The 25,955-nt window shown below is 59.9% G+C and carries 29 protein-coding genes; 25 read left to right on the top strand and 4 right to left on the bottom strand.

Annotated features, from left to right (window positions below):
* Window positions 1-25: 25 nt before the first annotated feature.
* Window positions 26-589 carry a hypothetical protein gene (locus HK22_RS07910; RefSeq protein ID WP_198945508.1) on the bottom strand — a complete coding sequence of 188 codons (564 nt, stop codon included), beginning with the start codon at window positions 587-589 and terminating at the stop codon, window positions 26-28.
* Complete coding sequence (locus HK22_RS07905) at window positions 586-1,194, bottom strand: NYN domain-containing protein (protein WP_062033563.1); 609 nt, start codon at window positions 1,192-1,194, stop codon at window positions 586-588. The genes HK22_RS07910 and HK22_RS07905 overlap by 4 nt, the downstream gene beginning before the upstream one ends.
* A 194-nt stretch (window positions 1,195-1,388) precedes the next feature.
* Here HK22_RS07905 and rpoZ point away from each other — a divergent pair, with 194 nt between their 5' ends.
* The 19 genes from rpoZ to gloA all read left to right on the top strand — a co-directional run bounded on the left by rpoZ (window position 1,389) and on the right by gloA (window position 19,806).
* Window positions 1,389-1,784: a DNA-directed RNA polymerase subunit omega gene (rpoZ, locus tag HK22_RS07900; protein ID WP_062033888.1), complete on the top strand. Its 396-nt coding sequence runs from the start codon at window positions 1,389-1,391 to the stop codon at window positions 1,782-1,784.
* A gap of 35 nt (window positions 1,785-1,819) precedes the next feature.
* Window positions 1,820-4,114: a bifunctional (p)ppGpp synthetase/guanosine-3',5'-bis(diphosphate) 3'-pyrophosphohydrolase gene (locus tag HK22_RS07895; RefSeq protein ID WP_086648886.1), complete on the top strand. Its 2,295-nt coding sequence runs from the start codon at window positions 1,820-1,822 to the stop codon at window positions 4,112-4,114.
* A gap of 4 nt (window positions 4,115-4,118) precedes the next feature.
* On the top strand, window positions 4,119-4,580 hold the full coding sequence (acpS, locus tag HK22_RS07890) for a holo-ACP synthase (protein WP_086648885.1): 462 nt from the start codon (window positions 4,119-4,121) through the stop codon (window positions 4,578-4,580).
* A gap of 9 nt (window positions 4,581-4,589) precedes the next feature.
* Window positions 4,590-5,405 (top strand): signal peptidase I, encoded by an 816-nt coding sequence (lepB, locus tag HK22_RS07885; protein ID WP_369827224.1) that lies wholly within the window; start codon window positions 4,590-4,592, stop codon window positions 5,403-5,405.
* A complete protein-coding gene (gene rnc, locus HK22_RS07880; protein WP_086648884.1) occupies window positions 5,402-6,136 on the top strand; it encodes a ribonuclease III in 735 nt (244 codons plus the stop codon). Before lepB ends, rnc begins: the two co-directional genes overlap by 4 nt.
* Before the next feature lie 25 nt (window positions 6,137-6,161).
* Window positions 6,162-7,049: a GTPase Era gene (gene era / locus HK22_RS07875; RefSeq protein ID WP_086649102.1), complete on the top strand. Its 888-nt coding sequence runs from the start codon at window positions 6,162-6,164 to the stop codon at window positions 7,047-7,049.
* A 115-nt stretch (window positions 7,050-7,164) separates the two neighbouring features.
* Window positions 7,165-7,905 carry a UMP kinase gene (pyrH, locus tag HK22_RS07870; RefSeq protein ID WP_062033882.1) on the top strand — a complete coding sequence of 247 codons (741 nt, stop codon included), beginning with the start codon at window positions 7,165-7,167 and terminating at the stop codon, window positions 7,903-7,905.
* Between the two features lie 68 nt (window positions 7,906-7,973).
* The gene (gene frr, locus HK22_RS07865; RefSeq protein ID WP_062033538.1) at window positions 7,974-8,540 is read left to right on the top strand and encodes a ribosome recycling factor; all 567 of its coding nucleotides are present in this window, start codon (window positions 7,974-7,976) and stop codon (window positions 8,538-8,540) included.
* Window positions 8,541-8,548: 8 nt separating this feature from the next.
* Complete coding sequence (gene uppS, locus HK22_RS07860) at window positions 8,549-9,316, top strand: polyprenyl diphosphate synthase (protein ID WP_062110601.1); 768 nt, start codon at window positions 8,549-8,551, stop codon at window positions 9,314-9,316.
* Window positions 9,313-10,146, top strand: a complete 834-nt coding sequence (locus HK22_RS07855) for a phosphatidate cytidylyltransferase (RefSeq protein WP_086648883.1) — start codon at window positions 9,313-9,315, stop codon at window positions 10,144-10,146. The genes uppS and HK22_RS07855 overlap by 4 nt, the downstream gene beginning before the upstream one ends.
* Window positions 10,139-11,365, top strand: coding sequence for a 1-deoxy-D-xylulose-5-phosphate reductoisomerase (dxr, locus tag HK22_RS07850; RefSeq protein WP_086648882.1), 1,227 nt, complete (start codon window positions 10,139-10,141; stop codon window positions 11,363-11,365). The genes HK22_RS07855 and dxr overlap by 8 nt, the downstream gene beginning before the upstream one ends.
* On the top strand, window positions 11,358-12,458 hold the full coding sequence (rseP, locus tag HK22_RS07845) for an RIP metalloprotease RseP (protein WP_086648881.1): 1,101 nt from the start codon (window positions 11,358-11,360) through the stop codon (window positions 12,456-12,458). Before dxr ends, rseP begins: the two co-directional genes overlap by 8 nt.
* Before the next feature lie 132 nt (window positions 12,459-12,590).
* Window positions 12,591-15,050 (top strand): outer membrane protein assembly factor BamA, encoded by a 2,460-nt coding sequence (gene bamA / locus HK22_RS07840; protein ID WP_086648880.1) that lies wholly within the window; start codon window positions 12,591-12,593, stop codon window positions 15,048-15,050.
* A gap of 52 nt (window positions 15,051-15,102) precedes the next feature.
* The gene (locus HK22_RS07835) at window positions 15,103-16,017 is read left to right on the top strand and encodes an OmpH family outer membrane protein (protein WP_174694413.1); all 915 of its coding nucleotides are present in this window, start codon (window positions 15,103-15,105) and stop codon (window positions 16,015-16,017) included.
* 20 nt (window positions 16,018-16,037) lie between these two features.
* A complete protein-coding gene (gene lpxD, locus HK22_RS07830; protein WP_198945526.1) occupies window positions 16,038-17,087 on the top strand; it encodes a UDP-3-O-(3-hydroxymyristoyl)glucosamine N-acyltransferase in 1,050 nt (349 codons plus the stop codon).
* A gap of 142 nt (window positions 17,088-17,229) precedes the next feature.
* Window positions 17,230-17,709, top strand: coding sequence for a 3-hydroxyacyl-ACP dehydratase FabZ (gene fabZ / locus HK22_RS07825; protein ID WP_086649100.1), 480 nt, complete (start codon window positions 17,230-17,232; stop codon window positions 17,707-17,709).
* Between the two features lie 5 nt (window positions 17,710-17,714).
* Window positions 17,715-18,572, top strand: a complete 858-nt coding sequence (gene lpxA, locus HK22_RS07820; protein ID WP_077803813.1) for an acyl-ACP--UDP-N-acetylglucosamine O-acyltransferase — start codon at window positions 17,715-17,717, stop codon at window positions 18,570-18,572.
* Window positions 18,573-18,574: 2 nt separating this feature from the next.
* Window positions 18,575-19,417, top strand: coding sequence for an LpxI family protein (locus HK22_RS07815; RefSeq protein ID WP_086648878.1), 843 nt, complete (start codon window positions 18,575-18,577; stop codon window positions 19,415-19,417).
* Window positions 19,417-19,806: a lactoylglutathione lyase gene (gloA, locus tag HK22_RS07810; RefSeq protein ID WP_062033514.1), complete on the top strand. Its 390-nt coding sequence runs from the start codon at window positions 19,417-19,419 to the stop codon at window positions 19,804-19,806. The genes HK22_RS07815 and gloA overlap by 1 nt, the downstream gene beginning before the upstream one ends.
* Here gloA and HK22_RS07805 read toward each other — a convergent pair.
* Window positions 19,790-20,005: a hypothetical protein gene (locus HK22_RS07805; RefSeq protein WP_231878160.1), complete on the bottom strand. Its 216-nt coding sequence runs from the start codon at window positions 20,003-20,005 to the stop codon at window positions 19,790-19,792. The two genes, gloA and HK22_RS07805, sit on opposite strands and share 17 nt — an antisense overlap.
* 146 nt (window positions 20,006-20,151) lie before the next feature.
* Here HK22_RS07805 and rpmH point away from each other — a divergent pair, with 146 nt between their 5' ends.
* From rpmH to argB, 6 genes are all read left to right on the top strand, one after another.
* Window positions 20,152-20,286 (top strand): 50S ribosomal protein L34, encoded by a 135-nt coding sequence (gene rpmH / locus HK22_RS07800; protein WP_062033507.1) that lies wholly within the window; start codon window positions 20,152-20,154, stop codon window positions 20,284-20,286.
* 38 nt (window positions 20,287-20,324) lie between these two features.
* Window positions 20,325-20,699, top strand: a complete 375-nt coding sequence (rnpA, locus tag HK22_RS07795) for a ribonuclease P protein component (RefSeq protein ID WP_086648877.1) — start codon at window positions 20,325-20,327, stop codon at window positions 20,697-20,699.
* A complete protein-coding gene (yidD, locus tag HK22_RS07790) occupies window positions 20,696-20,947 on the top strand; it encodes a membrane protein insertion efficiency factor YidD (protein ID WP_062033500.1) in 252 nt (83 codons plus the stop codon). Before rnpA ends, yidD begins: the two co-directional genes overlap by 4 nt.
* Window positions 20,948-21,037: 90 nt before the next feature.
* Window positions 21,038-22,753: a membrane protein insertase YidC gene (gene yidC, locus HK22_RS07785; RefSeq protein WP_077802425.1), complete on the top strand. Its 1,716-nt coding sequence runs from the start codon at window positions 21,038-21,040 to the stop codon at window positions 22,751-22,753.
* Between the two features lie 17 nt (window positions 22,754-22,770).
* Entirely contained in the window at window positions 22,771-23,451 is a 681-nt protein-coding gene (yihA, locus tag HK22_RS07780) for a ribosome biogenesis GTP-binding protein YihA/YsxC (protein ID WP_062033495.1), read from the top strand.
* Entirely contained in the window at window positions 23,448-24,407 is a 960-nt protein-coding gene (argB, locus tag HK22_RS07775; protein WP_086648876.1) for an acetylglutamate kinase, read from the top strand. Before yihA ends, argB begins: the two co-directional genes overlap by 4 nt.
* 29 nt (window positions 24,408-24,436) lie before the next feature.
* Here the strand turns inward: argB and HK22_RS07770 are convergent, their stop codons facing one another.
* The gene (locus HK22_RS07770) at window positions 24,437-25,780 is read right to left on the bottom strand and encodes a GGDEF domain-containing protein (protein ID WP_233142540.1); all 1,344 of its coding nucleotides are present in this window, start codon (window positions 25,778-25,780) and stop codon (window positions 24,437-24,439) included.
* Between the last annotated feature and the right edge of the window lie 175 nt (window positions 25,781-25,955).

The following is a 25,955-nucleotide window of genomic DNA, read 5'->3' as shown; positions in this document are numbered from 1 at the left end:
TCTGATCCAGAGCCCGTCGGGTTTTTTACAGGGTCGGACGCAATGCTGCGCGAATTTTGGGCGATAGCTCAGTCAGGGCGGAGCGACGCTGCGCCATCATGTCAGCCGGGAAAGGCTTGCTCGGGAAGTGGCATCCGTCGGCCAGAAGCAAGCCATCCGGAAGATGGGTGATTTCGCCAGGCCGGAAATCAAGCCGCGATAACGGAATGCCACATGCGCCCAGAACCGCAATATGGGCGCTGATTCCGAGTGTGAGGACCAGCTTCAGTCTGGGCATGCTCTGAAGCTCGGTACAGAGCGCGGCGCTACAGGCTTCGAGCTCTGACGGGAGAGCCAGAGGTTGTGGCGACAGGGGCTGCATGACGCTGGTGATGCGTCCAAGAATGGCCTCCGGCCCGGCAAGGGCCGGGTCGAAGACGATGCTGTTGGCGTCCAGAAAGGACGCCAGGGTCTCCGTGGCATCTTCCGGATCGAGGCAGACAATCAGCATTTCGGCTGAGAGCGGCCCGGTTCCTGACCGCGCGCCTTCTGCAAAGGCGGAGAGCGGAGGAGGGGCGGGGATCGTTCCGGTAGAAGCCCGAGGGGTCATGAGTCGCTGGTCTCGTCGCTGTTGATGTCGGCAGGATGACGAACCGGGCCCTGTCGGGGCGGATTGCGCGGTTCAGCCTGACGCCGTGTGAACGACGGCGCGATGTCCGCCAGTTCCACGAACATATCTGCCTGACGCCGCAGATCGTCTCCGATCATGGGGGGCGTCGAGCGCATCGAGGAAATGACCGTAACCCGGACCCCGCGTGCCTGCGCCGCCTCAACGGCACGACGCAGATCAGAATCGCCGCTGACGATCACGGCGTGATCGAGGCGGCCCGCCTGTTCCAGAAGATCCACTGTCAGTTCGACATCCATGTTCCCCTTGATACGCCGTCTTCCTGAAGGATCCGTAAACTCCCGCGCAGTTTTCAGCACAAGATGATACCCATTATAGGACAGCCAGTCCGTCAGGGGGCGGATCGGGGAATAGTCATCCGTCTCAGGCATGGCGGCATAATAGAAGGCGCGCTGAAAAAGAGACGCATTTTCAAAGAGTTTGCGAAGGTTGCGGAAATCGACTTCAAAACCCAAATTGCGGGCTGCGTGATGGAGGCTGGCGCCGTCGATGAAAAGGGCAGTGCGTTCGTTCTGGCGCAAAAGCATGAAGGTAATCCCGGTATGTAAAATATGTCGCCCTGCGCAGGAGAGGCTGCCGTCCAGCTGCGACCAGGCGTGGAGGCACTCGGGTTCAATTCCGGAGGCGGGGCAGGCGCCGATTGCATTCGCATGAACTGCATGTTATTGCCAGCGTTCTCTCTTATTTTATTCTTTTGTCTTACCCGAAGGGGGCCTGTCGCATGGCGCGCGTAACCGTCGAAGATTGCATCGAGAAGGTTTCTAACCGTTTCGAACTGGTCCTGCTGGCCGCCCAGCGTGCCCGTGGCCTGTCGCGCGGCGAGGAAATCCGGCTTGATCGTGAAAACGACAAGAATACGGTCGTCGCCCTGCGTGAAATCGCCGAAGACAAGGTAAGCCTCCCCGTGCTGCGCGAAGGCATCATCCGCTCTCTGGCGCGCGCTCCCGAGCCGGAGCCCGTGGACGAAGAGGTGCTGGATCTGATCCCGACGGACCAGAACATTTTTGGTCTGCAGGATGTCTCCGCCGAGGAAGAGCATGCTCACATGGCCGAGAACATGTCTGCAGACGAAGCCGCTGCCATTGAAGCCGAACTGGGTGGTCGGGGTCGTCGCTGATCTCTGACCGGTTTTACTAAGAGGAGGAATGCTGCATGCCTGATGCATCTCCTCCGACTGCACCCCCGCCTGTCGCAAGCGGGGACTTCAAGCCGTCCATTGCCGGACTGCTGCGACGAATCGAAAGCTATGATCCATCGGCCGATCTCGCGCAGATCGAAGCCGCGTATGATGTTGCGGCCAACGCCCATAACGAGCAGCGCCGTGATAATGGCGACGCCTACATCACGCACCCGATTGCCGTCGCCAATATCCTTGCGGGTTTCCGCATGGACGCAACCTCCATTATGGTGGGGCTGCTCCACGATACCGTGGAAGACACCGGCGTTTCCTGTGATTCCCTGAAAGCCCGCTTCGGCGAGGATGTTGCAGCGCTCGTTGACGGTGTGACGAAGCTGACGCGGCTCGAACTCCAGTCCGACCGCACCAAACAGGCCGAAAATTTCCGCAAGCTGGTTCTGGCCATGTCGCGGGATATCCGCGTCCTGATTGTCAAGCTTGCCGATCGCCTGCACAACATGCGCACACTTCATTATGTGCAGCGTACGGACCGCCGGCAGCGTATCGCCCGCGAGACGATGGATATCTATGCGCCGCTCGCCGAGCGCATCGGTATGGACCGCGTCAAGACGGAGCTTCAGAATCTTTCCTTCGCCCAGCTCGAGCCCGAAGCCGATGCGACGATCCGCGCAAGGCTGAATTTTCTGCGCGGGCAGGGCGCTGACGTCATTGAGCAGGTCCGTCAGGAGTTGATGGCTCTGTGTGCGGAAACCGGGATCGACAGAGTCGAGGTCACGGGACGCGAGAAATCTCCCTATTCGATCTGGGAGAAAATGCAGCGTCGGAACGTGGCGTTTGAGCAGCTTTCGGACATCATGGCCTTTCGCCTGCTCGTCCCCACGCGTGATGCCTGTTACATGGCGCTGGGGGCTATCCACGGCGCCTATCCGATGATTGCCGGGCGCTTCAAGGACTACATCTCGACCCCCAAAGCCAACGGTTATCAAAGTCTCCATACCGGCGTGACCCTGCGTCATCCGCGCAACCAGAAAATCGAAGTCCAGATCCGGACTGCCGAAATGCACGATCTGGCTGAAAACGGTGTGGCGTCTCACTGGGCTTACAAGGAACACGCAACCCCGAGCGAACGCGAAGCCGCGGCCCTGTCGTCCGCCTTTGGCGCGCCGACCCGCAAGCTGCGCTGGGTGCAGGATCTTCTGGAAATCCTCGAGGACAGTCAGGCTCCGGACGAGTTCCTCGAAAATACCAAGTTGGAACTCTATCAGGATCAGGTTTTCTGCTTCACCCCCAAGGGGCAGTTGATTTCCCTGCCGCGCGGCGCCACTCCCGTTGATTTCGCTTATGCCGTGCACAGTCAGGTCGGCGATACCTGCGTCGGCGCGAAGGTCAACGGACGCCTGATGCCCTTGCGGCACGAGCTGCAGAATGGCGATCAGGTCGAGATCATGACGGCCCGTGGCGGCACGCCGTCGCCATCGTGGGAGCGTTTCGTCGCAACGGGCAAGGCCCGTGCCCGTATCCGGCGTTTTGTGACGCAGCAGCAGCGGCAGGTGCATCTCGATAATGGCCGTGCCGCCATTGCCAAGGCGTTCCGTCAGGAAGGCGTGGATGGTTCCGAAAAGGTGCTCGACGGCATCCTCAAGGAACTCCGTCAGGCTTCAGTCGAAGATCTGTATGTCTCGGTCGGGAACGGTCAGCTCGGTCCCAAGGACGTCGTCAACACGGCGTATCCCGAGTTGCGTCAGAGCGTTCGTGCGCCCCGCATGGTGCCGGGACTGTCGCCCCGTTTCGGGCACTCCCTCATGCTGGGCTCGGGTCATGGCGCCCCGAAGACGACGGCGCATTCCGGAAGCACGATCAAGGGGATCGGTTCGGGGATCGCCATCAGTTTCGCGGGCTGCTGCCGGCCGCTGCCGGGAGACCCGATCGTCGGCATCATCGCACAGGGCAAGGGCGTCACCATTCATCGACGCGGCTGTCAGAACCTGTCCAGCTTCGCGGACACGCCCGAGCGTTTTCTGGAAGTGGACTGGGATTACGAAGCTCTTGGCCGCCGTCAGGGTGCCGAACCCTATACGGCCCGACTGTCGGTGGTCGCGGCCAACGAGCCCGAGGTTCTCGCGACCCTGACGAATGTGGCTGCAAAGCACAATGGCAGCGTCCTCAACCTCAAGATCGTAAACCGCCAGCTCGATTTCATGGAAATTCTGGTAGATCTGGAAGTGAAGGACCTGCGCCATCTCTCGTCCATGATCGCGGCCTTCAGGACGGCTGTAGGTGTCATGCAGGTCGAGCGCGCCAAGGGATGACCCCATGATCCTCGGGATGGGGACGGATCTGTGCATGATCTCGCGTATCGAGAAAAGCGTCGAGCGCTTTGGCGACCGCTTCCTCAACCGCGTTTTCACGCAGGCCGAACGCAGCCATGCTGACCGGCTCTCGGGAGTGGAGCGCATGGGCAGCTACGCCAAGCGCTGGGCCGCCAAGGAAGCCTGCGTGAAAGCGCTGGGCACAGGCTTTGCTTACGGAGTCCAACTTCAGGATATCGGGGTCTGTAACGGACCAAGCGGTGCTCCCGAGTTGCGGCTTTCAGGAAGGGCGCGGGAAGTCCTGTCCCAGTTGACGCCTCCGGGACAGAACGCCCAGCTTTTCGTCAGCCTGACGGATGACCCGCCGTTCGCCCTGGCGCAGGTCATCATCCAATCGGTACCGCCGGAGGCGTCCGGACGGCCAGGACCGATTGAAGCGCTCGCCAACGTCGCCAAGCTGCGTTAAGAGCGTCTGATGATCAAGGAGAACAGACCCGTGCAGGGTTCAGAAAGTACGGGTGACAAGCCCGCACGCCGCGAAGAGACGCTTGGCGAAAGCATCCGTTATTTCTGCGTGCTGCTGCTGGCGGTGTTTGCCGTGCGCTCCCTTGTGGTGGAGCCTTTCAATATCCCTTCCGGTTCGATGATCCCGACACTGCAGATCGGTGATTTCGTTCTGGTCTCGAAGTTCAGCTACGGATATTCCCGTTTTTCCTTTCCGTTTTCGCCAAACGTCTTCAGTGGCCGGATTCTTGGGGCCGAGCCTCATCGTGGCGATGTTGCGGTCTTCCGTTTCACGCGGGATACGTCCGTTGATTACATCAAGCGTATCATCGGGCTACCCGGCGACCATATCCAGGTCACGGGAGGGCATCTTATTCTCAACGGAATCGAAGTTCCCCGGACGGCACTTGGTCATTACGAGGTGCTGGACGAGAACAACCGCCTCCTCAGTGGCGAACTCTATCGTGAGAGCCTTCCTGGCAGCGGCGGACGTCCGCCGGTCGATCATGACATTCTCAAGCTGACGGATGAAGGTTTCGCAAACGATACGCCGGAATATGTGGTTCCGGAGGGATCGTTCTTCGCCATGGGCGATGACCGCGACGACAGCGCCGACAGCCGGTTTCAGGGTGATGGTCCGGACGATCTTGGTTTCGTGCCCATGCAGAACCTTGTCGGTCGCGCGCCGGTCGTCCTGTTCTCAATGGATATGCGCCATCCGGCATGGCAGTTCTGGTACTGGCCGACCGAAATCCGCTGGAACCGTTTCCTGCATCTCGTCACATGAAACTCTCCTCAACAGACGCCCTTGCGTCGATGCAGGCAGCGCTCAGGCATGATTTTGCAAAGCCTGAGTTGCTGAGCGAAGCGCTGACCCATCGTTCCGCCGTTTCCGGCCGCGATCCGCGCCGGACGCGCCGGAGCCAGCGTCCCAAGGGCACGGGTTCGAACGAACGTCTCGAGTTCATCGGGGATCGTGTTCTGGGTCTGCTGATGGCCGAATGGCTGCTGGAACGTTACCCGGACGAACAGGAGGGCGCGCTTGGCCCGCGTCACGCCCATCTGGTGTCGCGTACGGTTCTGGCTGAAATCGCCGATCAGGTCGGGCTTTCCGGCTCCCTCCAGATTTCTCCGCATGAGGAAGATGCCGGGATCCGGCGTCTATCGAGTATCCGTGCGGACGCGATGGAGGCCCTGCTGGGCGCACTGTATCTGGATGGTGGGCTGGAGCCTGCGCGTCGGGTGGTTCGCCAGTACTGGCAGTCCCGGCTGGACAGTGCTGACCGGCCGCACAAGGAGCCCAAGACCCTACTTCAGGAATATATGCTGTCGCAGGGGCTGCCGCTTCCAAATTATGAACTCCTGTCTTCGGACGGTCCTTCCCATGCTCCAGTCTTCCGAGTCAGCGTCACGACGCTCGGGCAGACGGGAACGGGCGAGGCCGGCAGCAAGAGGCTGGCAGAAACGGCAGCGGCAACCGCCCTGCTGAAACGTCTCGGTCAGAATGTGGCGTCCTGAGATGTCATCAACAAAGGATCAGAACATGACCACGCGCTGCGGTTTCGTGGCTCTCGTCGGGGCTCCGAACGCGGGGAAATCCACCCTGCTCAACCGGATTGCCGGAGCCAAGCTGTCCATCGTCAGCCCCAAGGCGCAGACGACCCGTTTCAGGACACTGGGCATCGTCATGCAGGACAATGCCCAGATCATTCTCGTGGATCTGCCGGGTATCTTCAAACCGCGGCGCCGCCTTGACCGGGCCATGGTCAATGCCGCCTGGTCGGGGTCGCAGGACGCGGATCTGACGCTGCTTCTGGTGGATGCGAAATCGGGCCTGCGCGAGGACGTCCGCGAAATTATCGCAAAGCTTGCGGGGAGCAAAGGGCGCATCTGGCTTATCCTGAACAAGACGGATCTGGTGGAGCGGGGAGAGCTGCTTCCCCTGACTCAGGAGATCGGTGGTCTCATCAGCGTGGAGCATGTCTTCATGCTGAGCGCGCGTTCGGGCGAGGGCGTTAACGACCTGATGGCCCGTCTGGCGACCGAACTGCCGGAAGGTCCGTTCCTGTATCCTGAAGATGACCTGACCGATCTGCCAGATCGCCTTCTGGCCGCCGAACTGGTGCGGGAGCAGATTTTCATGCAGACGCATGAGGAAATTCCCTATCAGGCAACGGTCGAGACGGAGAGCTTCAAGGAACGTCCGGACGGTTCAGTGCGGATCGAGGTGACGATCTACGTCTCCCGTCCCGGACACAAGGCCATCCTGATCGGCGAAGGCGGCCACAAGATTAAATCCCTCGGTGCGCGGGCACGGATGGAGCTTCAGGAACTGCTGGATCGCAAGTGCCATCTTTTCCTGAACGTCAAGGAACGCGCAGGATGGGACGAGGAAAAGGCCCGGCTGCGTGCCATCGGTCTGGACGATTGAAAAAGACAGGTGCCGGAGCGTTTGAAATCCGGCGATCCTGACATCGCTTGTTCCAATGCCGCCACGTCTGTATGACGGGCGCAAATCAAGACACCACATCCAGCCGGAGACGGGCATGATGACCGAGAACCCAGAACAGAGCTCCTCCTACAAACGCGTCCTGCTCAAGGTGTCCGGCGAGGCCCTGATGGGCGATGGGCCGTCGGGAGTAGACCCCGTGATGGTGGACATGGTTGCCGCCGATATCGCTGAAGTGCGGGCTTCGGGGGTAGAAGTCTGCCTCGTCGTCGGGGGGGGCAACATTTTCCGCGGTCTGGCAGCGGCCGCCAAGGGCATGGACCGTGCTCAGGGCGATTATGCCGGTATGCTGGCCACTGTCATCAATGCGCTGATGCTGCAGAATGCGCTGGAGCGCCGCGGCATGGAAACGCGTGTCATGACCGCGATTCAGATGGCCTCCATCGCCGAGCCCTATATCCGCCGTCGCGCCGTGCGCCATATGGAAAAGGGCCGCGTTGTCATTTTTGCGGCCGGTACGGGTAATCCGTTCTTCACGACGGATACAGCCGCCGCCCTGCGTGCCAACGAAATGGAATGTGATGCGCTCTTCAAGGGGACGCAGGTGGATGGCGTCTATTCCGCCGATCCGCGCCGCAACCCGGACGCCCAGCGTTACGACCGTCTGACCTATCTCGAAGTTCTTGCCCGCGATCTAAACGTCATGGACGCTGCGGCCATCAGTCTGGCTCGCGAAAACAGATTGCCCATCGTGGTTTTCAACATGCATGCTCCCGGCTCTTTCAGCGCCGTCATGCGTGGGGAAGGGCTTTTCACCAAGATCATCGAAGCGGACTGATCTTCGCATTTTCAACGAAATCTTCAGGTTCCGTCCTGAGACCAACGTCGAACTGAAAGGAACAGCTCATGCCTGCTGACCTGAATGACCTCATCGCCGATCTGACGCGCCGTATGGACGGTGCGATCGAAAGCCTGCGCCGGGACCTCTCGGGCCTGCGTTCGGGCCGTGCCAGCCCGAACCTCCTTGAGCCGGTCCGCGTCGAAGCCTACGGGTCCGAGGTGCCGCTGTCGCAGGTCGGCTCCATCGCCGTACCTGAAGCCCGGATGCTGACAGTTTCCGTCTGGGACCGCACGGTCGTTGGTGCCGTCGAGCGCGCCATCCGCGACAGTGGTCTCGGCCTCAACCCGTCCACGGACGGCCAGACGGTCCGCGTTCCCATTCCGGCCCTGACCGAAGAGCGCCGTAATGAACTGGCCCGTGCCGCCGCCCGCTATACCGAGAACGGCAAGATCTCCGTACGTGGCGTGCGTCGCGACGGTATGGAGCAGACCAAGGCGCTGGAAAAGAAGAGCGAGATCAGTCAGGACGATATGAAAACCTGGACTGACGCCATCCAGAAGCTGACGGACCAGTACATCAAGAAAGTGGACGATATTTTCGCGGACAAAGAACGCGAGATCAAACAGGTCTGATTGCGCATTTGCCCTTAGGATCTTTTCCCCGCTCTGAAGGCACGGTCTCCTCTCCCATCGGGGGGGGAGCGAGCGCCGTTCCCGTCCATGTCGCCGTGATCATGGATGGAAACGGCCGCTGGGCGCGTGCGCGCAGGCTCCCGGTCATCGCAGGACACCGCCAGGGCGCGGAATCCGTGCAGAAATGCGTCCGTACGGCCATCCAGCAGGGCGTGCGATATCTCACGCTTTATGCATTTTCGTCCGAGAACTGGCGTCGCTCGACGAAAGAAGTCGGAGATTTGACTTCTCTGTTGCGCTTTTATCTGCGCCACAAGATCAACGAACTCCACGGGCAAGGTGTGCGGCTGCGGGTCATCGGCGAGCCAGAGCGGTTCGAGGGGCCTTTGCGCGAAGAACTCCACCGTGCTGAAACCCTCACGCTTCACAACACTACCCTGACCCTGACGCTTGCACTGTCCTATGGCGGCCGCGCTGAAATCGTGCAAGCCGCCCGCCGTCTCGCCGAAGATGCGGTTGCGGGCCGGATTACGGCTGACAGCATCACGGAAAACACGCTTCACGATGCCCTGCAGACAGCCGACATGCCCGATCCCGATCTGGTGATCCGGACCAGTGGCGAATGTCGGCTGTCCAATTTCCTGCTCTGGCAGAGTGCTTACGCCGAGTTGATCTTCATGGACGTTCTGTGGCCCGATTTTGGCGAGCCCGAATTTCTGGATGCGCTGTCGCGTTTTGCCGGTCGTCAGCGCAGATTTGGTGGACGCCCCGCATGAGCAGTGCTTCCGCACGGTGGTCCGATCTGCGGCTGCGTCTTCTGTCGGCCGCGGTTCTTGTCCCTGTCGCAGCCTTCTGCATCTGGCGCGGCGGTCTGGTCTATGATGCCCTGATCCTGCTGGCGATGTTCGGTCTGGTCTGGGAGGGCGAGACGCTTATCCGCCAGCCCCTGAAAACATGGCGCGGGGGTCTGCTACTGGCCTGGCCCGTAATTGCCGGTCTTGCTGCCCTGAAAGGGGAGTGGAGCGCCGCCTTCTGGATGATCTGGCCGACCCTGATTTTTGGGTTTCCCGCCAGCGTTCCCGTCATCGTCTCCATTGTTGGGGGCCTCTCGCTTCTGTGGCTGCGTCATCTGCCTTTTGGTATGGCCTCGGTTCTTTTCGTGCTGTCAGTCGTGATTGCCAGCGACAGCTTCGCGTATCTGACAGGTCGTATTTTCGGTGGTCCGAAGCTGGCTCCGTCCATCTCGCCCGGTAAAACCCGCTCGGGTGCTATCGGAGGGCTTCTTGGAGCGTCTCTGGCGGGCGGCCTTGTTGCGTGGCTGGCTGTCCCGGGAACGCAGATCGGCGGTCTGATCTGTGGTGCGGTTCTGGGAGTTTTTTCCCAAAGCGGGGACCTTCTGGAAAGCGCGGCCAAACGCCGGCTGGGCGTGAAAGATTCAGGACGCCTCATCCCCGGACATGGCGGCCTTCTGGATCGCTTTGACGGTCTTCTCGCAGCGGCTCCTGCGGCGGCCCTGTTGTCGCTTGCGGTGGCAACGCAGCCTTTCTGGTGGTCCATCCTTCCTGCACACTTACCCACTTCTTACGGGAGTTCTTCGCATGACTGACGGTTCTGCACGGTCCACACGCCGTCGCATCACAGTGCTGGGCAGCACCGGCAGTATCGGAACCTCCACGGTCGATCTCCTTGCCCGGATTCCGAATGAGATCGAGGTCCGGGCGCTGGTTGGAGGCTGCAACGCGGCGCTTCTGGCCGAACAGGCCCGTCGCCTGAATGCTGAAGTGGCTGTCCTGCATGACGAAAGCCGTCACGACGAACTGAAATCCCTGCTTGCAGGCACCGGCATCCGGACGGCCGCTGGCCGCCAGGCCGTGATTGAAGCCGGTGCCATGGAAGCTGACTGGACCATGGCTGCGATTACGGGCGCTGCGGGTCTGGAACCCACACTGGCCTCCGTTCGCAACGGACATGCGGTGGCACTCGCAAACAAGGAAGCGCTCGTCTGCGCGGGCGATGTCATGCTGCGTGCCGTCTCCGAAGCCGGTGCCACCCTTCTGCCCGTCGATTCGGAACACAACGCCATCGCCCAGTCTCTGGGCGGCTGTGATATGGAGAGTGTTGAGAAGATTATTCTGACGGCGTCAGGCGGCCCTTTCCGTAAATCGACACTCGAAGAGATGCGAGCAGCTACCCCGGAAAAGGCCCTGAAGCATCCGACATGGTCGATGGGCGCCAAAATCACGATCGATTCGGCCTCCATGGCCAACAAGGGGCTGGAAGTCATCGAAGCCGCCCGTCTGTTCGGCCTGACCGAAGACCGGATCGACGTTCTGGTTCATCCGCAGTCTGTCGTGCACGGTCTTGTGCAGTTTCGGGATGGCAGCCTCGTCTCCCAGATGGGGTCTGCCGACATGCGCATTCCCATCGCTCACACGCTCGCCTGGCCAAAGCGCATGACCACGCCCTGTGGACGCCTTGATCTGGCTGCTTATGGCCGCCTCGAGTTTGAGGCGCCGGACGAGGTCCGGTTCGCCCCCCTCCGCCTCGCCAGACAGGTCCTGCGGGCCGGCGGGGCGGCACCGGCCGTGTTCTCCGCCGCCAACGAAATCGCCGTCGAGGCGTTTCTGAACCGTCGTATCGGATTTCTCGGCATTGGCGAGACAATCGACGCTGCCCTGCAGGCCATGACTGAAAATCCCGAGCTCAAAAGTCTGGATGACGTCCTGCACTGGGACGCACGGGGGCGCGACCTTGCCGAGGCCCATATCCTGCGGGCCAGTGGACATCTGCGAAACCACGTCAGTGAGGCCGCCCTGAATGCATGATCTTCTGCGGACCATTCTGGCCTATGTCCTGATTCTGGGCATTCTCGTTTTCATTCACGAGCTTGGGCATTATCTGGCGGCGCGTTGGCGCGGCGTGAAGGTCGATACGTTTTCCATCGGTTTTGGCCCTGCACTCTATCGTTGGCATGACCGCTCCGGCACTGAATGGCGCATCAGCGCCATCCCTCTGGGCGGTTTCGTCAAACCGCACGGGTTTGAAGGTCCGGAAGACGCGACCGAAGAACAGAAAGCTGCGTGGATTCCGGGTCGGACGTTTCACGACAAGCCCGTGGGTTCACGGGCCATCGTCATTCTCATGGGGCCGATCTTCAACTTCATCTTCGCCATTCTGGCGTTTACGGTGCTGTTCGCAGTCATCGGCAAGCCGGAACTTCACGGGGATATTTCACAGGTCGTTGTGGGAAGCCCTGCGGAACATGCCGGCGTCAAGCCTGGCGACGTAATCACCCGGATCGGAGAAACCCACATCCTCGGCGCCGAGGATGTGATGAATACCGTTTCGTCCCATCCGGGGCAGCAGACGGTCCTTGGTATCCATCGCGGCACCGAGGATCTCAGCCTGCCCGTCACGTTCGATGCCGTGAAAAGCGGCGGCCACGAGACGGGCAGCCTCGGGGTTGCTTTTGCCATTTCCCGTGGAAATCCTGTTTCGCTTCCTTCGGCATTCATTATGGGCATCCAGGAAACCTGGGATAAATCGGTCATGACGCTGCAGGGTGTGTGGCAGATCATCAGCGGCCAGCGGAGCGCCAGGGAACTCGGGGGTACGATTCGCATTGCACAACTCTCGGGACAGGTCGCCAGCTATGGTCTGGCCAGCATCATTTCCTTCATGGCGCTGCTTTCGATCAATCTGGGCCTGATCAATCTCTTTCCAATTCCGGTGCTCGATGGTGGCCGTCTGGTCTTTTATGCGTGTGAACTCGTCCGTGGGCGGCCGGTCTCGCGCAGGGTCCAGGAGATCAGCATGCAGGTCGGAATGGCGCTGATCGGCGCCCTTTTCCTCTTCTCGACATTCAACGATCTGACCAATATCGGGCTGTTCCACTGGATCTTTCACGCAGTAAGCTAAATATTCTGAAAAGACTTGTGATACAGTTGAACACGTCAGGGCATCTTGCGCGGGGCAGGGGTTATCGGATACCTCGGCCAGTGGCGTAACGTGTCAGTCGCCTGCAAAAAATATGTTACAAGGAAAGCCGGTTTGTCAGGATCACGGTCAAGAGGTTCCCGGTCTTCGAACACGCGTCTGCTGCTTCTCGCATCAGCCTGCCTGCTGCCGGTCGTCCTCGGAACAGCTCAGGCGCGTTCCGTTCGTCATCAGGCCCCGGCATCAACGCCCGGCGGAAACATCATCAGAGCCATTTCGGTCAAGGGAAATACCCGGATCGAGACGAGCACGGTGCTGTCCTACATGGTCGCCCAGCCGGGTGACACGTTCAATCAGGACGACCTCGACCGCTCGCTGAAGACGCTTTACGCCACCGGCCTGTTCAAGGATGTCACCCTGCACCGCGATGGCGATACGCTGCTCGTGGATCTGGTCGAGAACCCGATCGTCAACCGCATCGTCTTCGAAGGCAATCATGCGCTGAAGGATGAGGATCTCCGCAAGGAAATCAGCCTGCGCCCGCGCGCGGTGTTCTCGGCGGAGACCACCGCTGCCGACCGCCAGAAGATCCTGAACCAGTATGCCGGCAAGGCCCGCTTCGGTGCGACCGTTACGCCGCAGATCGTCAAGCTGTCCCATAATCGCGTTGATGTGGTGTTCAACATCAACGAAGCGCAGCAGACACTGATCAAGAAGATCGTTTTCGTCGGCAATCATGCCTTCAGTGAGGCGCGTCTGGCGCAGGTCATCTCCTCCAAGGAGTCGATCTGGTACCGCTTCTTCTCGTCGGCTGACGAATATAACCCCGAGCGAATCAAATACGATGCGGAGCTGCTGCGCCGCTTCTATCTGCATAACGGCTTTGTGGACTTCCACATGGTCGATGCAACGGGTGAGCTCGCTCCCGATCACAAGTCTTTCTACATTACCTTCACTGTTCACGAAGGTGACCGGTATCGTCTGGGCAAGATGGACGTCCGCTCAAGCGTGCGCCATGTCACGCCGGAAATGCTCCGTCCGCATGTCGAGCTGTTCCCGCACCAGATCTATGATGGTACGGCGATCCAGAACAACACCAAGAACATGCAGGAATGGTTGCAGGCCACCGGTCATCCGTTCGCCATGGTCCGTTCGGAAATCGCCCGAAATCCGGAAAAGCACGTTGTTGACCTGCTGTTCGACGTCACAGAAGGTCCGCATGTGTATGTCGAGCGTATTGACATCAACGGCAACACCATTACGCATGACGACGTGATCCGCCGGAACCTGCCGATGGCTGAAGGGGACCCGTACACCCCGTTCGATCGCAAATATTCCAAACTGGGCCTTCAGGATCTCGGCTATTTCAGTTCGGTCTCCGTTGACCAGACACAGGGTTCCGCACCCGATCGCGTCAACGTTTCTGCAAACGTGGTGGAGAAGCCGACCGGTGAGTTCTCGCTGGGTGGTGGTTATTCGACGGACGTCGGTATTCTCGGTAACGCCTCGATCAAGCAGCATAACCTGCTCGGAACGGGCGTGGATGCCGGCATTTCGGGAACGGTCGCCTATTATGAAAAACAGGCCGACATCTCGATCACGGATCCCTACTTTCTGAACCGGAACCTTGTTGCTGGTGCTGATTTCTATTTCATCCAGAATAACTACCAGACGTATCAGAGTTATAAGGAATCCCAGTACGGCATGAGCCTGCGTCTGGGTTATGCCTATAACCGCTATCTGTCGCAATCCTGGAACTACACTCTCGTTGATCGTCAGGTCGGCAATTTCTACGATGCCTCATCCGAGGATGTTGACCAGGCCTACGTCCCATCCATTTACGTCCAGCAGTCTGCGGGCTGGTCACTGCTCTCGCAGATCAGTACGTCCGTAACCTACGACCGTCGCGACCAGCGGGCAAAGCCGCACTCCGGTTATATGTTCAAGGTTGGTGGCGACTTCGCAGGTCTGGGTGGTAATTCCAAATACGCCCGCGTGAAGGCTGATGGCGCTTATTACCTGCCGCTTGATGACCTGACCGGCAATCATGACTGGACCTTCCAGTTCAAGGGCGGCGTGGGTTACATGGGCGACTGGAGCTCCAGCGGAAACCGCAACATCATTGATAACTTCTATCTTGGTGGTGAAAACCTGCGAGGATTCCTTCAGGGCGGTGTCGGTCCACGTTCTGGACATCTCAAAATCAACGGCGTCTATATCCCTGCACAGGGCCAGGAAGATCTTCTGGGTGGCCGTTTCATGTATACGGCCTCCGCACAGCTCAATTTCCCGCTGCCTATGGGTGATGATCTCGGAATTTCCGGTCGTGGATTCATTGATGCGGGTAGCCTTGCGGGTCTTCGCGTCAAGCATCTTTATACGAATCGTACGAATGATGGGGACAACTATACTCCTATCACCGGTGACAATCTGATTCCGCGCGTTTCCGGTGGCCTTGGTGTGTCGTGGAAGAGCCCGTTCGGTCTTGTTAATATTGATGGTGCCGTGCCGATCCGCAAAGAACACGGCGACCGTCTATACCCGCTGCGTTTTGGTTTCGGTCAGCAGTTCTAAGCTGTCCGAAACTTTGCCATTCTGTTTTCCAACCCCTTGCCAAGAGGTGGTCATGACCCTCAATTCCCTGATGCGCACGGTTTCGGCCGGCGCGCTTCTGGCTGCGTCGATTCTTGTCTCCGCTCCGGGTGCTCACGCGCAGGCCGCTGGCGGCAACGGTGGCTGGTTCGTTCCCAAGGCCGCGCACCCCGACGCCCCGCCGCCGCGTCCTGTTCAGCGTCGCGTTCCGGAAGCAGCTCCTGAAGAGGAAGAAGAGTCCGCTCCGTCTGATCAGCAGCAGGCGCCTCCGGTCCTGCCTCTTCCGCCTATCCCGGCGCCTCCGAGCATTGCGAAGGGGGCTCCCCCGCCGGCTGCCATCATTGGCGTCATCAATGTTCAAGCCGTCATGCAGATTTCCAGCGCCTGGCAGGAAATCCAGCAGGTTCTGGGTGCCCGTCGCGATCGTCTGGCGCAGGCCGTCCAGCGTGAAGAGGCCGCATGGCGTGGTGAACAGCAGAAACTGCAGGCCCAGGCCCGGACCCTGACGTCCGACCAGATCCAGCTGCGTGAGCGTCACCTTCAGGAACGCCGTGCCAAGGACCAGCACGATTTCGGCAGCCAGGCCCGTATCATCCAGGAAGCGGCGCAGGTCGCCATGCACCAGATCGAGCGTGAACTGGAAGAACCCAACGGCATCATCGCTGCTGTTGCGGCAGCGCATAACATGAATCTGATCCTGCATGCTGAGCAGGTCGTACTGCATGTCGGCGGTCAGGATATCACCGAAGAAGTCGGCGCGCAGCTCAACAAGACTCTGCCGCATGTCTTCATTCCCGATGACGGTGTTGACCCTGAGCAGCTTGCCCGCTCAGGGAAGATGCCGACGACAGCCGATGAACAGCGACAGGCCCAGGGGCCGCAGGGTCAGGCGCCCCAGCAGGCTCCGGCTTCCGCACCGAGCGAGTCCGTTCTGCGTCAGCATCACTGAGGCGAATGTCCGTGTCTGATATGACAGCAAGCGAGACCCGCCCCGGCGACAGCCGTTTTTTTCAACGCTCCGGACCCTTTGGTCTGGAGCAGTTGGCTAAAGCATCCGACAGCGACGTGGTTGCCGCAGCATCAGGTAAAAGCGTGGCGGCGTTTCGCGGTGTGGCCCCCCTGCATGTGGCCGGACCTGACGAGGTCAGTTTTCTCGATAACCGTCGCTATCTGCCGCTTCTGGCTGAAACGAAGGCCGGCGCCGTTATCCTGTCGCCAGCGTTTTCCGACAAGCTACCGCCCGATACGGCGGGACTGGTCTGCAAGGCGCCCTATCTCGCCTGGGCCCGTGTCGCCACGCTGTTTCATCCCGATCCAAAGTCTACCGGAGTCCGTCACCCAACGGCCTGGATTGCAGATGACGCAGACATTGGCGAAAACGTCGAAATTGGCCCCTTTGCTGTAATCGGCAGCGGGGCCCGTATCGGCCGTGATACCATCGTGGCCAGTCACGCAAGCATTGGTCAGAGCGTTGAAATTGGTTCCCGATGCCGCATTGGTGCTCATGCTGCCATTTCTCATGCGCGTATTGGTGATCGTGTCACGCTCTATCCTGGCGTTCGTATTGGACAGGACGGCTTTGGTTTCGCCGTAGGGCCGGAAGGGTTTGAAACCGTACCGCAACTGGGGCTGGTCGTTCTGGAAGATGGTGTGGAAGTCGGCGCCAACTCCACCATTGATCGTGGCTCCATGCGGGATACGCTGATCGGCGCGGGCACGCGTATCGATAACCTCGTTCAGATCGGTCACAATGCCCGTCTGGGACGATGCTGTATCGTCGTGTCGCAGGCTGGTATTTCTGGCTCTACAGAATTGGGCGATTTCGTCACCATTGCTGCGCAGGCCGGTCTGATCGGACACATCAAGATCGGTTCCAAGGCCCGCATCGGTGCCCAGTGCGGCGTCATGTCGGACGTGGATGCAGGGGCCGATGTTATTGGGAGTCCTGCCATGCCGTTCCGCGAGTTTTTCCGCAATGTCGCAACATTGCGGAAGCTTTCCCGCAAAAGCAGCGACTAGCTGCCCTGTAGCGCGGATGGTAACTCCCCCTCAGGTTTGCTAAGGGAAGCCATTCGCGCTGCCCTCTGGCAGCGATTGACAGACAACACCGCTTGAAGGGCATGGTAAAACGATGGACCGAGTTGACGCTCCAGCCGAACAGATGACTCCCGCGACAGACGCCGCCGCTGCAGGGCATCAGCTTCCGCAGAGCATCGACATCCTCAAGATCATGCAGTCGATCCCGCATCGCTATCCGTTTCTGCTGATCGACAAGATGGTCGAGATCCATGCCGGACAGTCCGCCATCGGCATCAAGAACGTGACGGTCAACGAGCCGTTTTTTCAGGGTCATTTCCCGTCCCACCCCGTCATGCCTGGCGTCCTGATCGTGGAAGCCATGGCCCAGACAGCGGCGACGCTGGTTGTCATGACCCTGGGTGAAGCGTTTGAAGGCAAGCTGGTCTATTTCATGACAATTGAAAACGCGAAGTTTCGCCGTCCGGTCGGCCCTGGAGACCAGCTCCGGATCCATGTGGACAAGGAGCGCTCCCGCGCCAATGTCTGGAAGTTCAAGGGTGTGGCCCGTGTCGATGGCGTTGCCGTGGCCGAAGCGACCTTCAGTGCGATGATCATGGGTTGACGCTGATGCAGATGGCAGGGAAGCGTCCCGAAACCGCCGAAATCCACGCGACCGCTCTCGTTGATCCGCGTGCGCGCATCGGTGAAAACGTGCGCATCGGTCCCTGGTGTCTGGTTGGCCCCAACGTCACCATTGGTGACGGGGTCTGCCTGCACGCATCGGTCATTGTGGACGGATACACGACCCTGCGCGAAGGCGTGGAAGTCTATCCGTTCGTGACGATCGGCCTTGCCCCGCAGGATCTGAAATATGCTGGCGAACCCACGCTCTGCGAAGTGGGCGCCAATACGGTCATCCGCGAAAACGTAACGATCCATCGTGGTACGGCGCAAGGTCATGCGCTTACGCGCATCGGCGCGAACTGTCTGATCATGGCCAATTCCCATGTGGCCCATGACTGCGTTCTTGGGGACCGTGTCATCATCGTCAATAATGTCGTCATGGGTGGTCATGTCGAAATTGACGACGACGCCAAGGTTATGGGCTCGGCAGCGCTGCACCAGTTCGTCCGCATCGGACGCGGGGCTGTGGTCGGCGGTGTCTGTGGCGTCGAAATGGACGTCATTCCTTACGGAAGCGTGCTCGGAAACCGTGCCCGTCTAGTCGGTTTGAACTGGATCGGTCTGAAGCGTTCGGGGGTTGGGCCGGAAGAAATGCAGGCCATGCGCCGTGCGTTCCGCACGCTTTACCCACGGCATGGGGCGACGGAAGCCGTTCTGGAAAGCCGCATTGCCGAAGTCAGGGCGGAATACGGACATCTTCCACGCATTGCCGAGATGCTGGACTTCATGGAGGCTCCAAGCCGTCGCGGCCTGACACGTGTTGCGCGTCAGGAAGGGCAGTCTGAAACCGAAGGCGCCTGATCGTGGGCGACCGGGGTTGCATCGGCATTCTGGCTGGCTCGGGACCGCTTCCCGCACAGGTCGCCGCTGCCGCCATCGCCAAAGGCCGCAAGGTTTTCGTCATTGGCTTCCGTGACTTCGCCGATCGCGCGCTTCTTGATCCTTACCCGCACGAAATCATTCGTCTTGCCGCCGCAGGCGATATTCTTGGCGCTCTGAAGAAAAATAACTGCCGCGAACTGGTCCTGATCGGGCCGGTCCGTCGGCCCGCATGGCGGGACCTGCGTCCCGATGCGGAAGGGGCCCGCATTCTCGCGCGCCTCGGGCGGGCGATCTTTTCCGGAGACGACGGGCTTCTCGGCGCGATCGTCCGTGTCCTCGGCGAAGAAGGTTTTCATGTCCGGGGTGCGCACGAGTTTCTCGAACATGCCACCGGCCGTTCAGGAACCCTGGGGCGTGTGCTCCCTGACACTCAGGCCAGACAGGACATCGCCCGTGGTGTCGATGTTCTCAAGGCGATGGCCGTCCTGGATATCGGTCAGGGATGCGTGGTCCAGAACGGGCTTGTACTGGCGGTCGAGGCTCTGGAGGGGACGGATGCCATGCTGGGCCGCTGCGGGCGCCTCATGCAGGCGGGAAGTGGTGGCGTTCTGGTAAAGATGCCCAAAACCGGACAGGACCTTCGGGCGGACATGCCGACGATCGGGCCGGAGACGCTGGAAAATGCGGCCCGGAACGGATTGCGGGGCGTTGCGTTCCAGCCCGGAGTGACGCTCATGACGGATCCTGCGGGCTGCGTGAAGCTGGCGGATCGTTACGGGCTCTTCCTGTATGGGCTGACGCCGGAAGATCTGAAGGACAAGTGATGAATACGTTTCTGCATACGATGGTGAGAATCCGGGACATTGACCGGAGTCTGGCATTCTACAAGCTGCTCGGGATGAAGGAGCTTCGCCGCAAGGAAGTCCGGGAAGGGCGCTACACGCTTGTTTTCATCGGATTCGCCGATAACGAGCATGGGCAGGCCGAAATCGAACTGACCTACAACTGGGATCAGGAGTCCGATTACGATGTTGGGACCGGTTTCGGCCATTTTGCGATTGGCGCCCCTGACGTGGCGGCTCTGGTCGAAACGGTCCGTTCGGGTGGCGGCAAGGTGACACGCGAAGCCGGTCCGCTGAAATTTGGAACGATCATTATTGCCTTTGTCGAAGATCCCGACGGCTACAAAATCGAGCTTATCGAGAAATCGTAACGTTTTTCAGAAGTTTCAGGGCGTTTTCCAGCGCGTCGATTATCGTCTGTGCGTTCTGTTGGACTGCCTTGTCCCTGTGGGTGCCGAGAATGTCAGCGCAGAGAAGCGCAGGAGCCAAGGCATTGCGCAGGTCGTGACGAAAGGTGGCAGCATCCTGAGACGGTGTGCTGGAAGCAGAATGGTTGCTGGACTCGGGCATGGGGTCAAGTTCCTGTAGGTCTGGCATTGACATGAAGGGCCTGCGTGCTTACAAGCCCGGGTCTCAATCACCGGGCGTTTCGTGCGCCCGATCGACGCGGATGTCCAGCAGTTGAGGCGTCCGCCTGGTTTTTAAGGATCAACGTCATGAAGCGCACGTATCAACCCTCCAAGCTGGTTCGCAAGCGTCGTCACGGTTTCCGTACGCGTAGCGAAACCGTCGGCGGCCGCCGCGTGCTGGCCAACCGTCGCACCAAGGGTCGCAAGAAGCTCTCCGCCTGAGTTCGACCCAGATCGGCACAACCCATACACCGAGCCGTTTGAAAAAACGGCCGCAGTTTCTGCGTGTAGCCGGGAAAGGGCGCAAGGTCGCCACTCCCGGTATGGTTGTGCAGATCCTTCCGGATGACACAGCGACCGAAACCCGCGTGGGTTTCACAGTCACAAAAAAAGTCGGTAATTCTGTCATCCGTAACCGCACCCGCCGTCGTCTTCGTGAGGCTCTCCGCCTCGTTGCACGGGAAGACGGTCTGCCTTCCGGCGATTTCGTCCTTATCGGGCGTGACAAGACCCGGGGGCGTGAGTTTTCTCTCCTCAAAGACGATCTGAGGCAGGCTCTTCGCAAGGGGCTGGATGCCAATTTCCGTGAAAAACCTTCCGGAAATTCCAGTTATAGCCGGAATCGGGCGAAATGATTGCGCGCGTCATCAGGAAAGCCGTCACTGCCCTGATGCTGTCGCTCATTGATGCCTACAAACTCTTCATCAGTCCGTTCATCGGTACGAACTGCCGGTTCGATCCGACATGCAGCACCTATGCATTGATGGTGATCCGCGAGCATGGTCCCGTGCGTGGGGGATGGCTTGCGATACGCCGGATCGGGCGCTGTCATCCCTGGTCGGAAGGGGGCATCGACCTGCCTCCGAAGCCACACCGGCATTAAAAACACCCGCTACCTATTGTTTTGGATGCGGTTTTCGGCCACTTGAAGCGCAAGCCCCATTCAGTGAGACGAAAGACCGGCATCCGCCCGATGGACATCAAGCGCATTATTGCGGCCACACTTCTCTCGGCCCTTATCCTGATCGGTTTCGACTATTTCATGCCGAAGCCCCATCAGGACGATCCCCATTCCGTCCCTCATGCGCCTGCTGCGCAGGTTCAGACCAGCGCCCCTGCCGCGTCTGAAGCCCCGGCAGAGACGCAGGTTGCCGCGCGGCGTATTCCTCTGACGGGGCCGGATGTCCAGGGGTCCCTCAACCTGAAGGGCGCGGTGCTGGATGATCTGATCCTCACGAAATATCGCGAGACCCTTGCCAAAGACAGCCCGCTTGTGCGGCTGCTGGACACCGCCGGAAGTACCCATCCCAATTTTGTCGTGATCGGCTGGACCAATGCTCCGGGTTCAAACGCCCGCGTGCCGGACCTGAACACGGTCTGGGACAGTCCGGACGAGACGCTGACTCCGGACCATCCGGTGACGCTACACTGGGATAACGGACAGGGGTTGGTGTTCTCCATCCAGATCGCGCTGGACGACCATTACATGTTCGCGGTGAACCAGACGGTCGAGAACCATTCCGCACAGCCAGTGGCACTTGTGCCGTTCCAGCGCGTGCAGCGGGACTACGAAGCGCCGGAAGGGGCTTTCACCGCGCATGAAGGTCCGATCGCCGTCGTTGGTGGCCGAATGCAGGACGAGAGCTACAAGAATCTGCGCAAGGGGGCTGATCATCCGGATCACGTCTCCTGGTCGTCCACGGGAACGAATGGCTGGGATGGCATCAGTGACAAGTTCTGGCTGACGGCCGTGGCGCCTGCGGACGGGACGCCCGTTATGGCAAGCTTTGCATACGTTCCGGGAGCGCCGGCATCCTATCAGGTGGGGATGTCCACACAGGCGCCCCAGCAGATCATGCCGAATGGCTCCATCACCGAGAAGAGCCATGTCTTTGCCGGGGCCAAGGTGCTCAGCCTTTTGCAGTCCTACAGCAAACAGCTTGGAATTCCTGATCTGGACAAGGCGATCGACTTCGGCTGGTTCAGCTTCCTGACCCGCCCGCTGCTGACGCTTCTACACTGGCTGTATCTGCATATCGGCAATTTCGGTCTTGCGCTGATGGCGCTGACGCTGATCGTCAAAATCGTTCTCTTTCCGCTGGCTTCAAAGGCTGCCCAGTCTTCTGCGCGGATGCGTCTGCTGGCGCCGAAGGTCAAGGAAATCCGCGAGAAGAACAAGGACGACCCGATGGCCATGAACCAGAAGGTCATGGCGCTGTATCGTGAAGAAAAGGTGAGTCCGGCCAGCGGCTGTCTGCCGATGCTGATCCAGGCACCGATCTTCTTCTGCCTTTACAAGATCCTGAACATCAGCATCGACGCCCGTCATGCGCCATTCTTCGGCTGGATCCGCGATCTGTCGATGCCGGACCCGACAAACGTCTTCAACCTGTTCGGATTGCTCCCTTTCGACCCGACGCACTATTCCTCGTTCCTGCATGTCAGCATCTGGGGCACGGCGCTGGGTCTGACGTTCTGGCTGCTGCAGCGCCAGACCAGCTCGACGGCGAGCCTTGATCCGGCACAGGCGCGTGTGATGCAGTTCATGCCACTGGCTTATGTGTTCTTCATGTCCAGTTTCCCGGCCAGCCTTCTAGTCTATTACACTTGGAACAACCTGCTGACGGTGGCGCAGCAGATGTTCATCCAGCGCCGGACCGGTCTGCCCGTTCCGGTCTCCCGGACCTGAGGCCGACCAGAGGCATGATGAAAGAAATACCAGGGCCTCCGACCGAGGCCCAGATCGAAGACGGGCGGCTTCTGTTTGCGGGGGAATGCGAATTCTTCTTCGGTTCTCAGAAGATCGACCAGCTTCCTCCGGTCGGTCGACCCGAAGTGGCCTTTGCCGGACGCTCCAATGTCGGCAAATCAAGCCTCATCAATGCGCTGACGGGGCGTCGTGCGCTGGCACGGGCGTCGTCCGAGCCGGGACGGACCAAGCAGCTCAATTTCTTCAATCTCGCTGACCGCCTGTCTCTTGTGGACATGCCGGGTTACGGATTTGCGAAGGCGGCCAAGTCGGTCAAGGAAGACTGGCAGGACATGATGTTCGCCTATCTTCGGGGTCGCACCACGCTGGAGCGGGTCATCCTACTTCTGGACGCGCGGATCGAGCTCAAGGAGTCCGACAGGGACGTCATGGAACTGCTGGATCGTGCGGCCGTGGTGTTCCAGATCGTGCTGACCAAATGCGATCAGGTGCGCCCGAAGGCGCTTGCAGCAAAGACGTCGGAAGTCGAGGCGCTGGCGCTCAAACACGCCGCCGCCTATCCGCGTATCATTTCCACCAGCAGCGAGACCGGGTTCGGGATCGAGGACCTGCGGGCGGAAATTGCCCGTTTTGCCGTGCCACTCCAGACGTCAGGGGAAGGACAGTCCGGATCATGACCAGTAAGACCTCAAGCGGAAACAACAGCAAAACTCACAGCGCCAAACTGCCGGATGTGCCGCCGGTCGTGAACGCGGAAGAGGCGCAGGCGCAGGCAGCCATTCTGTCCAGTGCGCTGCCTTTCCTGCGCCGTTATGCCGGGGACACGATTGTCGTCAAATACGGCGGTCATGCCATGGGCGAAGGTAAGCTGGCGCATGCATTCGGCTATGACATCGCGCTGCTCAAACTGGTCGGGATCAATCCGATCGTTGTGCATGGTGGTGGTCCACAGATCAGCGCGATGCTGGACCGTCTGAAGATCCGCTCCGAATTTATCGATGGTCTCCGGGTTACGGACCAGTCGATGGTCGATGTGATCGAGATGGTGCTGTCAGGTAGCGTCAACAAACAGGTCGCCGAGCTGATCAACCGTGCGGGGGCGCTGGCCGTCGGCATTTCCGGCAAGGACGGCGGACTGATACAGGCACGTCGTCTGACCCGGATGAAACGTGATCCAGACAGCGAGATCGAAAAGGTCATTGATCTCGGTTTTGTCGGACAGCCGGAAAAGATTGATCCGCGGGTGCTGTATGCGCTCCTCGGGGCCGGGTTGATTCCTGTTATTGCTCCGGTTGGCGTAGGTGCAGACGGTGAGACCTATAACATCAACGCCGATACGGCGGCGGGTGCAATCGCAGGTGCGGTGCATGCTTCGCGTCTGTTGATGCTGACGGATGTTCCGGGAGTGCTGGATGAAAACGGCAAGCTCATCGAGGAACTGAGCGCGGAGGAGGCCCTGCGCCGGATTGCGGATGGTTCGATTTCGGGAGGAATGATTCCGAAGGTCGAAACCTGCCTTGAAGCCGTTCGCCAGGGTGCGAAAGCTGCCGTCATTCTGGACGGCCGGGTGCCGCACAGCTGTCTGCTCGAGCTTTTCACGCGGGCAGGTCCGGGGACGCTCATCAAGGCATAACCGGTCTGTTGTTCAGACCGGACTACAGATTATGGCGCTTCGTGTGAGAAGCGCCATAATCTGTTTTCAACCAGCCCTTCCTGCAATGCCAGCATTCCACGCTCCAGCAGGGTCTCGGGCGTTTCCTCTGCATTGGCTTCGCGGGAGACGAGGCCGAGTTGCAATGGAAGATGGACAGGCGGGTCGATCAGGATGGGGATTCCGTGCGCCGTCATGCGCTCGGCCCGCTCGGCCGCTGCGAAGCGGTCGCCGCCATCCATCCAGAGGCCGAAGATATTGTTGCCGATGCGACCGATGGCATCCGTCGGACGAACTGCCTTGCGGAGGAGGGCAACGCATTGCCGGAGGGCTTCCTCACCGGCTTCGAATCCCCGTGTTTTTGACAGTTCCGTCAGACCGGGAACGCGCGCGATGATCAGGGTCGCGGGCATGACCTCCTGATCGAGACGGCGGGTGCGGCGTTCTATTTCCGCCTTCAGCCCTTTCCAGTTCAGAAGATTGGACGAAATGTCATAGTCGGAGTCGAACAGGATCCGGCGATGAATGCTGTCCAGTTCCCAGAAACCTGCCAGCAGCGAACACACGGCCTGACACAGTTTTTGCTCCTGCGGTGACCATGAGGTGGCTCGCCAGACGATAAGACACATCTGTTCGAGACTGCGGATGTTCTCGCGGCAGATCATGGCATGACGCGTACCGGCTCGGAAAACGATCGTCCCTGTCTGCGAGGGGCTGGCGGAGAGAACGGCCTGAATGTCGTCTGTCAGGCTTGAAGAACTGTACAGGAGTGTATCTGGAGCCGCCGTATCAAGCAGGGCTCCTTCGGCGCCGAGCGGCTCCAGTAGGGCTTCCATGGCAGCAGCGGCGGCCAGTCGGGGGACGATGGCCTTGCGCAGAGCGGTCGTCACGTCGGCAAGAATGGCAATCCCATCGTGGTCTGCAGGCGAGGCCGTCCCGCTTGCAGACGCGTATAGCGGCTTCGAAACAGCTTTGAGGGTGCCACGTGTTCCGGTGATCTGTCCCTCGTCATCATGGAACGGGCGGGAAGAGAGGATCACCGTCAGAGGCTCGCCCTGTGGCGTCGTAATGGTAGCCGCCGTTCCCGTATGGGACTGAAGGATGTCTACAGAGTCGCATAATGCGCTGAAGGGGCACCCGATCAGGGATGTAGTCGGCTGCCCGAGCCAGGTGTCCGGGGAAATGAGGATGATGCGGCCTCGGCTGTCTGTTTCGAAGACCAGATCCACGGCCTGATAAAGCAGGGACCGCCAGCGTTCGCGGCTTTCCAGCGTGGACGCCAGCATGTTCCGCAGATCCTGCGGACTTCTGTCGGGTGCGGACGGGTTCATGAACTGGGACAACAGGGAACGCATATCAGGCAAGGGTGACATATCCCGCAGAAAGCTCGAGGTCGGGCCAGCCAGTCAAAGCCCTCCGTTTTCATAAGCGTGGCGGGTTAAGAAGTCATGAACAACGCACGAAACTGTGCAGGTCGGAATCGGAGGTAAAGATCCGTTGACATGCACCGTCGGGAACCGCATGTTCCGG

The sequence above is a fragment of the Gluconobacter sp. DsW_056 genome, assembly GCF_002153595.1.
Lineage (GTDB): Bacteria > Pseudomonadota > Alphaproteobacteria > Acetobacterales > Acetobacteraceae > Gluconobacter > Gluconobacter albidus.
The sequence above is the reverse complement of the archived record's forward strand: the minus strand, read 5'-3'. Positions and strand labels throughout refer to the sequence as shown.